This is a genomic window from Flavobacterium maritimum (assembly GCF_040049085.1).
GTDB classification, from domain to species: domain Bacteria; phylum Bacteroidota; class Bacteroidia; order Flavobacteriales; family Flavobacteriaceae; genus Flavobacterium; species Flavobacterium maritimum.
The window spans coordinates 241,172-256,902 of sequence record NZ_JBDLZY010000006.1 but is presented as its reverse complement, the minus strand read 5'-3'; the positions used below and the strand labels follow the sequence as shown (position 1 = coordinate 256,902).

Genomic DNA, 15,731 nt, shown 5'->3' with positions numbered 1-15,731 from the left:
AAGTTCCCAAATTTACGTTTTTTTCTTATTTAAAGAAATATAAAAATAAAAATAAATAAACCCACAATAAATCGAGAAAGTGCCAATACATCGCACCTAGTTCAATTCCAAGAGTTTGAGTTGAATTGTATTTTTGTTTAAAATGATTATAAATAATAATCAAAAGAGAAATCAATCCTCCAGCAAGGTGTAATAAGTGCACAACAGTCACTATATACAGAAATGTTGTTGTGATTGAGCTTGCTGCTCCAGTAAAATAGTACCCATTCGCCACTATCTGTCCGAAACCAACAAATTGCAATACTACGAATGCAATTCCAAGTGCTAAGGTAGCCAAAAGAAATCGGGTGGTTGCACTTTGATTATTTTTTTGAATTGCTTTTTTTGCCAAATGAAAAGTAACACTAGATCCTATTATTGCAATTGTGCTGATAAAAAAAGCAGTCGGCAATTGAAAATCCTTCAACCAATCGGCTCTTGACTTACTAACCACAAAAGCACTTGTTAGTCCAGCAAACATCATTATCATACTTACTATAGCAAACAACAATATCAATTTATAAGACCTTGCCTTTCTTGATTTGTGTTCGTCTGTTGTCATTGTTATATCCATAACTATCTTAAAAATTTATCTAATATGTAAACTAATTGTAACAAGGTAATATAAGAAACACTGACAAGCATCAATGTTCTTGCTGCTTTGGCAGTTCTCAATTTATATAATCTTACGGCATAAAAAAGCATCCAAAGACCCAACAAAAACACACCAACTGCCGCTACAGGAGTAATGTACAATTGACCTGTATGTCCTAAAACTGGCAAAAGTGAAGCTATAATAAGCCACACCGTATATAAAATAATTTGCAAAGCTGTTCCCTTATCTTTTTTTCCTGTTGGCAACATAAAGAAACCTGCTTTTTCATAATCTTCATACAAAAACCATCCAATAGCCCAAAAATGAGGGAATTGCCAAAAAAACTGAATCAAAAACAATGTCCCCGCTTCAATACCAAATTCACCCGTCGCAGCTACCCACCCTAACATAAAAGGAATTGCTCCTGGAAAAGCCCCAACAAAAACCGACAAAGATGTCATTGTTTTTAAAGGTGTATAAACACTCGTATATAAAAATATAGAAATCGCACCGAACATAGCCGATTTTGGATTTATAGTATACAATAGTGTAAGCCCTATAATTGTAAGAAGGCTCGCTATAATCAAGGCTAGATTTGGCGACATTCTTCCTGCAGGAACTGGACGATTTTTAGTTCGATCCATCAAGGCATCCAAATCTTTTTCGATAACTTGGTTAAAAGCATTGGATGCACCTACCATACAATAGCCTCCAATAGCCAACTTCAGCAACACCAGCCAACTTGAAAAACCAAACTCATCTGCACCAAGAACATATCCGGCAATAGACGAAAAAACAACACTAATAGCCAATCCGGCTTTAGTAATTGCTTTGAAGTCAATATATATAGATTTTATAGAAATTGTATTTGGCATTGTATTCAACACTACTATTTTTTAAAAAAACTTTTGCAAAAGTAGCGTATCAAAAGGGATTTGACAAAAAACAATTCATAAAAAAAATTTTAAAGCAAAAAAACAGAAATTAATAATCAAAATACCAATTAAAAATATCCGCTCTCAAACCTACTGTAAACCAATGAGTGCTTTCATAAAAAGTGGTGGCTGTATTTTGCACTGGGTCAAAACTTCTATATATATAACTACTAAAAAGTTTCAGGTTTGTTGCCGGATTCACCAAATATCCTGCTTGAACATCCGCAATAAAGACAGCTGTCTTATTCCCCTGACCTACTTCCACTCCAACATCAAACGGTCTGTTCACATCATAATCCTTATAGATATTCTGCCCGTAATTATAACTATCTTCAGTGGTGTCAAAATCTAAACCTCGAGTACCCAAAGTTATTTTTGCATCTGCAAAATACCTGTCTTTATGATATCGGGCAATAGCAATAAATTCCCTAAAATTACCTCCCCATTGATGTCCCATACTTTGATTATTATGACCATAATTCGTAATTGGATCACTATGAGAATACACATACGGACGAACATAATTGCATTCTAACTGCAACAATAAATTATCAACATGGAAGGCATTGTAATATTTGACCCCAAGCTGAAACCCATATTTATTAGCCCAACTTTTATTACCTCCTTTAATATCATCAAGAGAAAATTCATCAAGCAAAAACTGCCCATATAAATTAATTTGATTACTCCATTTGTATTTATAGGTCAGCCCCAAAACAGCATTACCAGTTCGTGAAGACGACGAGAATTCCACTGCACGGTAAAAAATAATTGGATTCACAAAAGTCATATCAAAACCTCTGTCATTTGTATTCGTCCAAATCACCGATTCAAACAAACCAAGATTCAATCTATTGGAAATATTCCAACTCAAATAATGGTTCGCCATAAATTTAGTCGCATAAGTCTTTTCAACTGTAACCTCCGGACGAACATCCTTGAGCCACATGTAGGTATTTGTATATTTAATTTTCCAAAAATTGGTGTTTATTTTAAAATTAGGATATGGACTGGCTCCATCACTCTCCAAGAGTGAACGGTATCCATCACCAATAAAATTTCGGCTATACCCTAACTGGAAATCAAAATACTTATTGGGTGCAAAAGTCAAATTGGCTTCCGCCAAAGGAAAATCATAGGAATCCGTTTTAAACTCTTTAGCAATACCAATCCCTGGAATAATTGCCGGATTCCCTCCTGAGGGTCTTATGGATTCTGCATACCGATTGAAATAATCAGCAAATCGCCCCTGGCTTTCAAAAATGGTTGTAGTAAAATTAAGTTGTTTCCCTAGTCCTCCACGAAAATTGATTCCTCTTGTATTTATATACGTATAGGAAACATCACTTTTAGAAGCCTTACCCAATTCCAAATCGAATATTGGATTCAGTGTAAACCAATAGTCTTCACCCTGAACTTCAACCATACTTTCATTCCATAATTTTCTGGCCCACCAACCTGAAGCTTCCTTTTTTATCTTTTCATTGACTGCTTTAAGATCATAATACTTCGAAACCTCACTATAGGTAAATGGTTTTGATCCGGTATGATTATTACTGCCTACCTTATTTAAAGCAGCATCAAACTGCGCATAATAACTATGGGATAAAGGAACATTTAGATGACTTTCAAACTCAGGATTACGGTATTTTTTATATACAATACTATCCAACTCAGTCAGTTTTTCCGTATCATTATTCAAAATATCTGCTTTAGCCAGTGCTTCTGCTGCTAACACTTCCCTGCTCTTTAATGGTATTACAATAGAAATAGTATATTTTGAATAAGTAGGCTTTCCATTATAAGTTGCCGGTTGAATCCTTGGAAATTTACCAAAAACCCTTTCGGATTCCTTTACCAAATCCTGATGGGCAGCATCTACATAAATCACTTTAAAAACACCATCACTATTAACTTCAAAAAGCACTTTCACAGTTCCTTGAAAATTGTTTTGTTTTAAATTATCAGGAACAATAAAATTTCCAAAAACAAAATCTTGAACCTGATTGTAAAAGCAATTTTCTAAAACTTTAGATTGCAAATTTTCACAACTTGGAAAAACAGGAAATCGCTCGGCAGCGTTGGCAGACTGAACTGCACTATTTGTGTTTTGGGAATAGTTAGAAAGAGTATAAAAGAAAAATAAAGCTAAAAAACTTTTTTTCATATTGCTTTTGATTGAAAATTTAATAGTCGTTTTGTGTTTTTTCTCCATTCGCAATTGCCTTTGCCCCAGAAGTCCCGATTCGTTTCACCCCAAGCTTAATCATTTCCAGTGCTTCTTCATAGGTTCTAACTCCTCCAGCAGCCTTCACAGGAAGCGGAGATGCATTTTCCAACATCAATATAATACTGGACACTGTAGCTCCATTTGGCAAATTGTTTTCAGTTTTATAAAACCCCGTAGATGATTTCACAAAAACAGACGAATAAGACTCTTCTTTAAAGTTTGTAATTACCAGATTTTTTATCAAACTTGATAATTGTATAATTTGTGAATCATTAAGCGCAGCCACCTCAATTATCCATTTCACCACCTTATTATTAGCCAATCCCAATTGTGTACATTTAAGAATTTCTTCTTTTACCAAATCAACATCACCATTTTTGAATGCTTCGTAATTGCAAACGAAATCAAGATCATCTGCTCCATCCTTAATGGCCTGATTGGCTTCTTTGAGTTTCGCTTCCAAACCGGACTTCCCTTCAGGAAAATCAATTACAGTCCCTACTTGAAGGTTTGAATTCGCTTCAGCAATCATTTTTTTTGCTAAAGCTACCCGATCAGGACGAATCATAATTAGTTTAAAACGTTCGTCAATAGCTTCTTGAATAAATTCTTTTGCTATAAGAACACTTTCACTTTCAGCGATGCCTGCCTGCTCTGCAGTTTTTAAATAGGTCGAATCTAAATATTGTCTGATATTCATGATCTCATAATTTCTAATTAGTGACAGCTCCAATTCACAAAAATACATTTTATATTCAAATGAGTTTGATATAAACAGCTACTTTTAAAATTGGCAACCTCTTTTATTCACTCATTACTATTTACAAGAAAATAAAATACTGTCTAAAAACAAAAAAGCCCCACCGAAGTGGGACTGTATTCTAATTGAATTGAAATTAAACCTTTTTATTTTCGTAATGATAGATGATAAAAAACGCCATTAATGCTCCCGACACATTTGCAATAACATCCGATAGCTCCGCTTTTCTATTCACTGTAAACAGTTCCTGCATTAGCTCAATCACTAATCCATAAAAAACAGCAATCAATAATGAAATAACCAAAGGTCTTAGCTTATCGCTACTATCCATTCGTTTTTTTAAAAACAAAAACAAAACCGAAGTAAATACAAAATAAAAAAAAGCATGCACGAATTTATCAATATATGGAATAGTTACAGCTGGAATATTATTTGAACTTGTCAAACAAAAAAAAGCAATAATGACTGCCCAACATAAAGCTATCCAAAAAAAAAGTCGTTTAAGCACCAATCAATTCTTTGTATGATTCGCTTGAAAGCAAGCCCTCAACTTCTGCCATATCAGAAATTTTCACTTTTATCATCCATCCAGCACCATAAGGATCTGTATTTACACTTTCCGGAGCACTTTCTAAAGCATCATTAAAAGCAATAATTTCTCCAGACAATGGAAGAAATAAATCAGAAACTGTTTTTACCGCTTCAACAGTACCAAAAACCTCATCTTTTTCTAAAGTCTGATCCAAAGTTTCTACTTCAACATATACAATATCTCCCAATTCTTTTTGTGCGAAATCAGTAATTCCTACTGTTGCAATGTCGCCTTCTAAACTAACCCACTCGTGATCTTTAGTGTACTTTAAATTTGCTGGTATATTCATATAAATACGTATTGATAATTAATTATTGAAATTTTACTGGACAAATGTAACAATCTTCTAAACAATTCTTGTTCTGATTTTAAAAAATTAATTCCCAAAATTATATCTCAGCGTAAATCCGGAACGAATATTTGTCAAAGGAAAAGAAGTCGACACAACAGCTTTAGAAAATGAATGATCATAATAGAAAATAGCAGTCAGGTTTTTGCTAAAAGCATAATCGGCCGTAATTTTCAGGGACCAAATGTTTTGTCCAGCAGCCAATTGATTGTTGTCATAATCTAAATAGCGAACAATGGTTTCACTGTTTCTATATGACAAGTCACCTTTTATATTGATATCACTTTTTATAATTCCCGTTGGATTATCTGCTAATCTGGAAGAGAAAATCACATCTTTAATTCGATACCCTAACCCAACGATATATTCCACTCCTTTTACCTCCGTTAGCAAATTATTATCAAAACTCATCGATAAAGCCCTGTCCTTCTTGATTTCAGTAAGCACTTTCAATGAACTTTTCAATTCAAAATCCACCCTAATAAGAGGACTAAATTGTTCCACTAAGTTAATATTAGACATAATGGTTTGATTAAAATAATTACCATTGACATCCTTGCCTTCATGATCTTCATTATCTTTATCATATTCAAAATTAGATCTGAAATTATTGATTGTATAAGAAGCTCTATAATTATGTTGCAACGATATTCGTTTTAAATTCTTTTTGAAAAAATTGTAACGCATCAATCCATTGTATTTTATAGCCCAGTTTGGAATCGGGAAACTTCTAAAAATGCCAAGAGAAACATCCGAAGCGTTACTGCCTGTATAAGCAGCTAAAAACGAAGGAAGCAATACCGCTTGACTATTCTTCCCATATCCCAAGGGAAATCCTTCCGCATCAAGATTGGCTGGATTCGTAATATCTATCCCGCGTTGAGTAGCCAGTCTATTGGCAACAGTAATTCTATTTTCTCTATAATCATCAAATGCTGCAGAGCCTGTTGCATCACTGGTTGAAAAAGAAGTCCCAATCAAAACCGTTGAAATACCAAAAATACCATAGCTATAAGGTGATCTGGCATTATATTCCCCATCAGTAATATCATATTGTTCAGAAGAATTCTTCGAATAAGACTTATCCATTGATAAATCAATTTTCAAATCCGGCAATAAATCAATATTAGCTGTCATTTTAAACATTTCATTGGTGACCTCCGAATAGTTTTGGTTAAAATCCGGATAGTTGGTAAGCCAACCGTTTTTAGCAGCTTCATATCGCACATCATCCTGAATTCCAAAAACAAAACCTAAGGATGGTTTTGACGAACCAAGAAAACCAACACCGGGTGTATATCCAGGCAATATAGTACCACTGTTATAGGTGTAATTCATTTGTATATTTTTGACACTGGTCAAAACCCCAATCAAACCATCTACAAATGCGTTGTTTTTAGCAGGTTGTTGGACATTTGTTTTCACAATTTTTTCCCCTGGTTTAGGCGCTGCTGCTTTAGGCTTTGGCGCGGTATTATTTTTGGTCTTCGTTAATCCCAAATATTTATAAAATGCTTCCATATTGAATGTAGCATTCAAATTATTGGAGTTTGCATTTTGAACCGTATTCCCTAAATTATAATTAACACCATCAATTTGTATTTCCGATAAGGCTTCGGAAGCACGTCTCCAGCTATAATCTCCTGTATAGGAGTAATTAGCTTTCACAAAACTGAATATCGGAATTTTATTAAGTGGAATTTCATAATTCAATACCAGCTGTTGCATGTGCTGATTTGGATCCCCTATATCCCAATAACTGTCCCAAATTGAAAAACTCTCAATAGGCACATTGTCATCATTCATATAATTTTTCACAATATTACTGGAAGAAGCGGTATAATTTAATTTCAATGATTTCGTCAAATTATAACTAAATCCGTACTGATAATTGAAAGCAAAATTTCTTCTGTACAATGGTTCCAAAGCGATCCCTTCAACACCATCCACTTGTCTGAATTGCTGACGGTTATTCTGTCTGATTATATCAGTATTAAATGAAATATTCGAAGGCAAATAATTGAAGTTAAAATCACTCAACATCTTCCAATAGTCACTTTTTTTCATAAATTTTGTTTCCTTGAAAGGCTCAACAGGTTTAGGTTGAAAAGTAAATGTATAATCTACAGCAGAATTCACCTGCTGATCCAAATAATCCTCAACTTCAAAATCATGGTGTTCCACTTCATTGATTGACTGAGAAAAAGTAAAATTTTCCACGTCATAAACATGTGGTTTTTTCTCAGGACTTCTTTCTTTACGTACTCCTATAAAATTGATACTGGTACGTTTGGTATAATCAATAGCTCTATTTTTAATATTTTCTTTTTCTGCTTCATCGGTAGTATTATCCAACAATTGATTCAGTTTAATATCTTCATTAAAAGGATCGTATTCCGGAGTTATCATTTCCTCTCCGATACCATAATTAAACGGTAAATTAACACCCCATTTTTTCGGTAATAATTTACCCAAATTAAAATTTGTAACAATATTATATTGCTGAATATCCTCACGACTTCTTTCATTTGGCCCCTGCTCCAATGCACCGAAACCAATAGTAGTTTTTCTACCTGTCGCAGAAACAGTAGCAAAATCAGCTAAATTAGAATCTACATTAAGAATCGCCGCCATTCCACCTTGATTATCCATTTCAGACAAACGAAGCTCATTGAACCAAACTTCCCCTTTAATATCCTGATGAAGTTCATTATTTTTAACCCCTACCATAAGGGTTCTGGCCATACCAAAATTAGGATTTCCTTTAATCCCTAACCTTAATTTATTCGATTTACCAGAAAGTGAAGGATCCAATTCATCCTCGTTTTGGTAATAAATACCATCCAAAGGCAATGTACTTGGATCGATACTCATTGCTTTAATCTTCAAATCAGTCAGTAATGATAATGACAAATCGATTTCATTCTCTTCAGGCCAAACAACTTCTGCACTGAGTGAAGAACAATCCGAACTAGACGATGAAGCAGGCAGCGTAACTTTTAAAGGTATTTCAATCTGATAAAAATTCTCGCTAAAATCATTTCCAAAACGAATAAAACCTACCATCTGATTATCTTGAATTGCGATTTCATTTGGCAAAGATTCCGCATGTAAAAACATCTTCAATTTTTTGAATTGACGCATGTCAATATTTACATTTTTAAAAACTGCTCTTGAATCTTCAGGTTCCAATCCATTACCGGAAACTCTTAAGGAAAGTGACTGCTCATTTTGATCAATAACTGTATTGTTATTGTATAATTGCTCACGTTCAACACCAGGAGGAGAAATATAATTCACAGGACATCTTTCATTATTCTCCTGAATGTTTACGGCCAAAACATCTAAATCGGTATTGTCATTCGATACATCCGTATCATTAAAGTCAAGCGTATTGGTATATCTTCTCCAATCTCCTCTTACTAAATCCAATGCTCCAAAACGAACGGTTACCTGCTCGCTAAAACCGGTCATAAACATACGCATGAATCGTATTGATCTAAAATCGGAAATACCTCCTATTGTATTTTCCGGTTGGGAAACTGGAATTTTAAACTGGATCCATCTTGCATCAGTTAAAGCCCCATTAGCCATTTCGACTTGAGTATTTCTAACATCTGTTATATAGTTTTCACCTACTGTCATCCCGGGTCTAATGTCAATACTATATTCATAATACGCATTGATCGTATTCATAGTATTATCTCTATTGATATCTTCTACATCCGGAACTGTTGTTGAACCTCTATTGGCATCATTAATATCTACCGCTGAGTTACCATCAACCCCATTATAATCTCTGTACCGTTGAATTACTCCTCCGGACGTATTCAAATAATAAGTATAATCATCCGCTGCCGGATCTGTTTCGGAGGCGAAGTTATTATAAGTCGTTGCTTCCTTATCATTTGTCAAACCGTCCAAACCGACATCTTGATTGGTTCTATTAGCTGCATTTGTATCAAAGGCATACACTAACGATTGCGAAGCTGGAACATCTCCCCAAATTGGTTTGGGACTGGCTAATATTTGATCTGGACCAAGGCCGTTTTCATATTGTTTCCTGCCGTCTTTTAAAACATCTTCTGAAATCTCTCCAAGATTGAAATAAATTTTACCAGTATTAGACTGTGGTATTTCGCCAGATCCAACATAAGGATCCAATACCCAAAACTGGATATACTCGACATTTCCCTGTTCAAAATTTGTTGCATTTAAGGAACGCATAATCCCTCCAAAATTATCTTTTGGATTTGCGGATACATTAAGACTATTATTATAAGCCCCTCTTTCTGAAGGAAAATAACTCAAATCCAAGGTGTTTACTACCTGAGATTGTCCTTGGGCAATATCGGTTAAAGGATACAATTCTTCACTATAAATCCTTCTGGTTGTATTGAATGACAAATCATCATTTGAAATCCCTGATGGCTTACTGGTATAAAAAACCGGATCTATTGAATACCAAGCCAATTTAGCTCTCTTAAAACCGTAACTCAAATCATTCGAACTTTCATTAAAATTGTAAATGCTTTCCGAATCGTTAACTGGTGTTGATGACAATGTCCAGGCATATGGTGAGCGCATATCAATAGTAGATTGTGAGCCTTCAAAATCATCCACATAAATGGTAGATTCTCCTTCAAATTGATCCGCTTTTGGGGTATCTGGTTTCAAAAATGCAACTTCCCCGACCACCGAAAGATTAGACGGAACATCAGTATCCATGTTAGGCAATTTATTCACCAAGCGGGTCAAGAAAGGAACCTCTGTTGAATAATTCGTATTAAATCCAAAAATGGTATTATTTACTGATTCTTGCCCAAAACTGGATTTTTGGGTAAATGGTTTTTCGGTCATTTTTAAGAAGGTGGCACCTACCAAAAATTTTTCTGCAATTTTATGCTCGACATTTACACCTATAAATCTTCTGGTTTGTTGACCAAAAATAGAATTATTTTCTAAGGAAACTTCAATCGGCGTGTTGGAAGCCTGAAGGGATGGGTCTAAAATCTGCACCCTTCCTAATTGATAATTTACACTGTAATCGATTCCTTCAACCAAAACTCTTCCTCCGGCGGTAACAACAACAGATCCTTGCGGCACATTAAAAGCACCTATCGGAATTCCGTCTCCACTTGAGGATTTATACTTCCCTCTTAACAGGAACTTGTTTTTATCTATACTTTGTAATGCTCCTGTTTGAGTATTAGTATACATATTCCGGAACACATATTTCTTTTGGTTTCCATTATAGGTGGTTTCGTCTTTATAATCCGCCCCATTAGTATCTAATTTCGAAAACAATAATTCTCCAAACGGCTCTTTAGTGGTAAAAATGATTCGGCCATTTTGAGCATCTATCGTTAAACCTTGCATAAAATCAAAAAAACCATCACCACCAGTTTGTGGATCATTGTTGTAATTCAATTTATCTAAATTGAAGACTTTCAACAAAGGTGTTTCAGCCACTTCATTTTCCGGAAGCGGATTCGAAGGAAAAGGACTTCCTGCTACTTCTGTAATATAATTTAAAGGCGAAGGATCTGTATAAAGAATATTAAATCTAAAATCTTCTTGCTTCAACTGATATCCTCCAGGAATCTGATAAATATTTTTCATCATCAAGTTCCAAACCGGGTTTTTGACATTGGTCAAATTACTTTTCAGCATCTTCAGAATCAAACTCTGGGTAATAATCGTCTGATTAGAATTGTTATCCGCTCCAACTACTGTCGCTTCCACACCGTCATTTCCAAATTCCCCTACCTGATACACCTGATCTCCAATGGTGTACTGATAAGCTACCGCCAATATCTCATCATTCGCTAATCGTTGTTGCAATGAAATATATCCCAATTGAGCATTAAAAGTGTATTCATTAGGATTCAATTTTCTTGCATTTTCTAATTTGGAATAATCCTGCCCTTCAACAACAGTATTTTCAAAACCGGAACTTGCAGTTACAATTTCACGAATGTTACTATTCAACAATCCCCCTTTCCCAATTAATTCTGGGTCATAATTATTATTTGAGTTGTCTGTTGGAGTATTTGGCGAAACAAGAAAAAACCCTGCAGGAATAGGATTTGCAACCACTACATTATTAATTTCATCGCCTTTGGAATCTGTCAATTGTCCTTCTCCCAAATCCTGAAGTGCAATAATATTTCTTAAATTATTATTAGTAGTGTTGACACGATTTTGTTTATTGGTCACCCAAACTTCCAATCGCGAAATTTGCACCCTACTATCAATAAATGGATAATTTTTTAAAGAAGCGTCGTATTTATTTCTAAAATATTGAGATAAGAAAAAGTGCTTGTCGTTATCATAGTCCAGCGCATACAAATCAAAATCTTCAATAGTTCCACCCCCTTCAGCAACAAGACTTTTTGTTTGTGATTTTTGTTCTGAAAAAACACCTGTAACTGTTGTTTTACCAAACTGTAATTGTGTTTTCACTCCAAATAAACTTTGTGCCCCCCGAATCAAAGAACTGTTCAACGGCATGCTTATATTACCCACTTCAATTTTTTGAATAATATCATCTTCTGAAGGAGCGTATTCTAATTTAATTAAGTTTTGGAAAGCAAAAGTGGACTGGGTATCATAATTCGCATTTACACTCAAGCGGGTACCCACTTTTCCCATCAGACTCATACTAATCCTTTGGTCAAAATCAAAAGATGTATTCGATCTGTTTCTGGGTGAAAAAGCCGGATTATCTTGTTTGGTATAACGCACACCCAAATCCATTTCAATAGATCCGGTTGGTTTTACGTCAATGGTATTACTTCCGAAAATAGATTCAAAGAGACCTGATTTTATGTAATACCGCGGAAGCAAATCTTTTTTCGCTTCTTCGCTACCCTCTTTTTTACCCTCTATTGCATCCGATTTTTTCTTAAAATAATCGCGCATTGATTCTTTTAAGACTAAATCCTGATACTCTTTAGGCGTTAATATTATTGGATAATTAATCGAAAATCCGTCAACAGAATTGGTGTAAACATATTTGTCTGTAACAGGATCATAAGTATAGGCAGAAAGAATACTTTGTGGATCTTTAATCTTGATTTTTCCGGTAGCAAAACCAGTTTTAACGGTATCCTCAACCGGAGCCGCTTGTTTTACTTGGGCTCGAGATACAATCCCAGAAAATAAAATTAGCAATAAAATACAAATTTTATTCATACAATTTGATGTTTCTTTAATGCATTTATAAGCTCTTCAAAGCTTTCTTAATGATTGATTCAACAGTCGCGTCCGGATCTTCTTTTATGATTTTTTCAATCACTTTTTCAGATGTTTTTCGGACAAAACCTAAAACCTCCAAAGCAGATAACGCCTCATCTCGGTTTGTATTGCTTTGAGCCATCGAAACTTCGTCCAAATCGTACAATTTTAAGACTTTTTCTTTCAAATCAAGAATTACTCTTTGTGCTGTTTTACTGCCAATTCCTTTTATGGATTGAATTGTCGTAACATCGCCCGATGCAATTGCATTGGTAATTTGTTTAGGATCTAACGAAGAAAGCATTGTTCGGGCAATACTTGCTCCTATTCCGGAAACCGATAAAAGCATTCTGAAAATCTCCCTTTCTGATTTTTCTACAAATCCAAATAAAGTATGGGAATCTTCTTTTATTTGAAGGTGTGTAAATAACTTTATAAAGTCAGTATTAGGAAGTAATGTATAAGTATGTAAAGATATATTAACATGGTAACCAACACCGGCACAGTCGATAACGACCTGTGTCGGTGTTTTTTCCACTAATTTTCCTTGTAAATGTGCTATCATATGAATTTTGTGTTACCAAATATAATAAAATTAACAAAGAAAATCACCCTCTTTATAATGGTTCTTGTTGTTTTACAACAATTCCACTAAATTTATTTTTTCTTCTGTTTTTCCTGCGCATCAATGACTGCAATTGCTGCCATATTTACCATTTCTTCAACACTAGCTCCTAATTGGAATATATGAACCGGTTTACCCATTCCCAACATAATCGGTCCTATTGAACCAACACCATTCAATTCTTTCAAGAGTTTATAAGTAATATTCGCGGATTCTAAATTTGGAAAAATCAATGTATTTACTTTTTTGCCCGCTAATTTAGAAAAAGGAAACTTCGCTTTTAGCATATCAGGATTCAAGGCAAAATCAGCTTGCAGCTCACCATCAATAATCATATCCGGATGATTTTCATGCAAATAAGCCACTGCTTCTCTAACTTTTGCAGCACTTTCATTGTTTGAAGAACCAAAATTTGAATACGATATCATTGCAATTACTGGCTCAACACCAAACATTCTTGCCGCTTTAGAAGTCATGATAGCAATTTTCGCTAAATCGTCTGCAGAAGGATTTACATTTATTGCAGTATCGGATAAAAACATAGGACCACGACCGGTCATCATCATATTTGTCGTAGCAACAATAGAAACTCCAGGTGCTTTATCAATCAGCTGCAACATCGGTTTAACCACCGAAGGATAACTTCTGGAATGACCGGATACCAAAGCATCCGCTTCCCCTTCATTAACCATCATAGCAGCAAAATAGTTTCTTTCACGCATTAATTTCTGTGCATCCAATAATGAAATTCCTCTTCTTTGTCTGGTCTTCCAATAGCTTGACGCAAAACTATTTCTTCTTCCTTCTTCCTCTGTTTCTTTTGGATCTATAATTTGGACATCTGCAGTAAAACCGATTTCCTCTTTTAATTCCAAAATTATTTCTTTGTTTCCTAATAAAATTGGGAAACCAATCCCTTCTTCGTATACGATTTGGGCTGCTTTAAGTACGTCTAAATGATCTGCTTCCGCAAAAACGATACTTTTTGGATCCATTTTGGCTCTATTGGTAATCAATCGAACCATTTTATTGTCATTCCCTAATCTATCTAAAAGGGCTTCTTCGTATCCAACCCAGTCCGTAATCGGATTTAGCGCTACACCAGAATCCATTGCAGCTTTTGCAACAGCAGGAGCCACAACAGTAATCAATCTTGGATCAAATGGAGAAGGGATGATATATTCTCTACCAAAAGTTAATTTTTTGGCTCCGTAAGCGATATTAACTTGCTCTGGAACATTTTCTTTTGCCAAGGCAGCCAATGCTTTAACTGCCGCCATTTTCATAGCTTCATTTATTTTTGTAGCGCGAACATCTAATGCTCCTCTAAAAATATAAGGGAACCCAAGTACATTATTCACCTGATTAGGAAAATCAGATCTTCCTGTTGCCATGATAACATCTTTTCGAGTTGCAATCGCCAAATTATAATCGATTTCCGGTTCAGGATTTGCCATTGCAAAAACGATTGGATTATCAGCCATTCCCAACAACATTTTTGGACTCATAATATTTCCCGAGGATAATCCCAAGAAAATATCTGCATCCACTAATGCTTCTTCAAGACTCATCGGCGGAATGTCTTTGGCATATTTTTGTTGTAATTCAGATAATGACGGATTGTCTTTTGTCAACAATCCTTTACTATTAAACATTAAAATATTCTCTAATTTCACCCCTAGCAAAATATATAAATCGGCACAGGCCAAAGCAGCTGAACCCGCTCCAGACACGACCATTTTCATGTCTTCCGCTTTTTTACCCGCAAGCTCCAAGGCATTCAAAAGAGCAGCAGAAGAAATTATGGCAGTACCATGCTGATCATCGTGCATTACAGGAATATCTAATTCTTCCACCAAACGTCTTTCAATTTCAAAAGACTCAGGTGCTTTAATATCCTCCAGATTTATTCCTCCAAAAGTTGGCGCTATATTTTTTACTGTCTGAATAAACTCTTCAATATCTTTGGTTCCAACCTCAATATCAAAAACATCTATTCCTGCAAAGATTTTAAACAGTAATCCCTTGCCTTCCATTACCGGCTTTGAAGCTTCGGGACCAATATCTCCCAATCCTAAAACAGCTGTACCATTAGAGATTACGGCAACTAAATTACCTTTAGCAGTATATTTATAAACATTATTTACATCTTTAGCAATTTCTAAACACGGCTCAGCAACACCCGGTGAATATGCCAAAGATAGGTCTCTTTGAGTTGCATATTTTTTAGTAGGAACTACTTGAATTTTTCCTGGTTGTGGTTTTGCATGATATAATAACGCTTCTCTTCTTTTGCTATTTTTGTCCATTTTGTTCGATTTTTTACTAGCTTACAAAGATAGGAGTCTTGATTTAAAAAAAGAGGAC

At 34.9% G+C, this 15,731-nt stretch carries 9 protein-coding genes; all 9 read right to left on the bottom strand.

The window, feature by feature from the left end; translation table 11 throughout:
• Window positions 1-25: 25 nt before the first annotated feature.
• Window positions 26-613: a cytochrome c oxidase subunit 3 gene (locus tag ABEB23_RS14350; protein ID WP_348813297.1), complete on the bottom strand. Its 588-nt coding sequence runs from the start codon at window positions 611-613 to the stop codon at window positions 26-28.
• A gap of 2 nt (window positions 614-615) precedes the next feature.
• The gene (cyoE, locus tag ABEB23_RS14345; RefSeq protein ID WP_348813296.1) at window positions 616-1,518 is read right to left on the bottom strand and encodes a heme o synthase; all 903 of its coding nucleotides are present in this window, start codon (window positions 1,516-1,518) and stop codon (window positions 616-618) included.
• A 100-nt stretch (window positions 1,519-1,618) separates the two neighbouring features.
• Window positions 1,619-3,736, bottom strand: coding sequence for a gliding motility outer membrane protein RemB (locus ABEB23_RS14340; RefSeq protein ID WP_348813295.1), 2,118 nt, complete (start codon window positions 3,734-3,736; stop codon window positions 1,619-1,621).
• A 19-nt stretch (window positions 3,737-3,755) separates the two neighbouring features.
• Window positions 3,756-4,499 carry a deoxyribose-phosphate aldolase gene (deoC, locus tag ABEB23_RS14335; protein ID WP_348813294.1) on the bottom strand — a complete coding sequence of 248 codons (744 nt, stop codon included), beginning with the start codon at window positions 4,497-4,499 and terminating at the stop codon, window positions 3,756-3,758.
• A 196-nt stretch (window positions 4,500-4,695) separates the two neighbouring features.
• A complete protein-coding gene (locus ABEB23_RS14330; protein ID WP_348813293.1) occupies window positions 4,696-5,067 on the bottom strand; it encodes a VanZ family protein in 372 nt (123 codons plus the stop codon).
• Window positions 5,060-5,440 (bottom strand): glycine cleavage system protein GcvH, encoded by a 381-nt coding sequence (gene gcvH, locus ABEB23_RS14325; protein WP_348813292.1) that lies wholly within the window; start codon window positions 5,438-5,440, stop codon window positions 5,060-5,062. Before gcvH ends, ABEB23_RS14330 begins: the two co-directional genes overlap by 8 nt.
• A gap of 87 nt (window positions 5,441-5,527) precedes the next feature.
• Window positions 5,528-12,697, bottom strand: coding sequence for a T9SS outer membrane translocon Sov/SprA (sov, locus tag ABEB23_RS14320; protein WP_348813291.1), 7,170 nt, complete (start codon window positions 12,695-12,697; stop codon window positions 5,528-5,530).
• A 25-nt stretch (window positions 12,698-12,722) separates the two neighbouring features.
• Window positions 12,723-13,304 (bottom strand): Holliday junction branch migration protein RuvA, encoded by a 582-nt coding sequence (gene ruvA, locus ABEB23_RS14315; protein WP_348813290.1) that lies wholly within the window; start codon window positions 13,302-13,304, stop codon window positions 12,723-12,725.
• 92 nt (window positions 13,305-13,396) lie between these two features.
• Complete coding sequence (locus ABEB23_RS14310) at window positions 13,397-15,673, bottom strand: NADP-dependent malic enzyme (RefSeq protein WP_348813289.1); 2,277 nt, start codon at window positions 15,671-15,673, stop codon at window positions 13,397-13,399.
• Between the last annotated feature and the right edge of the window lie 58 nt (window positions 15,674-15,731).

Bases quoted from the DNA above. Each gene is read 5' to 3' on its own strand.
- ABEB23_RS14340 (WP_348813295.1), bottom strand. From the start codon at position 3,736: ATGAAAAAAAGTTTTTTAGCTTTATTTTTCTTTTATACTCTTTCTAAC.
- gcvH (WP_348813292.1), bottom strand. From the start codon at position 5,440: ATGAATATACCAGCAAATTTAAAGTACACTAAAGATCACGAGTGGGTT.
- ruvA (WP_348813290.1), bottom strand. From the start codon at position 13,304: ATGATAGCACATTTACAAGGAAAATTAGTGGAAAAAACACCGACACAG.
- sov (WP_348813291.1), bottom strand. From the start codon at position 12,697: ATGAATAAAATTTGTATTTTATTGCTAATTTTATTTTCTGGGATTGTA.
- deoC (WP_348813294.1), bottom strand. From the start codon at position 4,499: ATGAATATCAGACAATATTTAGATTCGACCTATTTAAAAACTGCAGAG.
- ABEB23_RS14350 (WP_348813297.1), bottom strand. From the start codon at position 613: ATGGATATAACAATGACAACAGACGAACACAAATCAAGAAAGGCAAGG.
- ABEB23_RS14310 (WP_348813289.1), bottom strand. From the start codon at position 15,673: ATGGACAAAAATAGCAAAAGAAGAGAAGCGTTATTATATCATGCAAAA.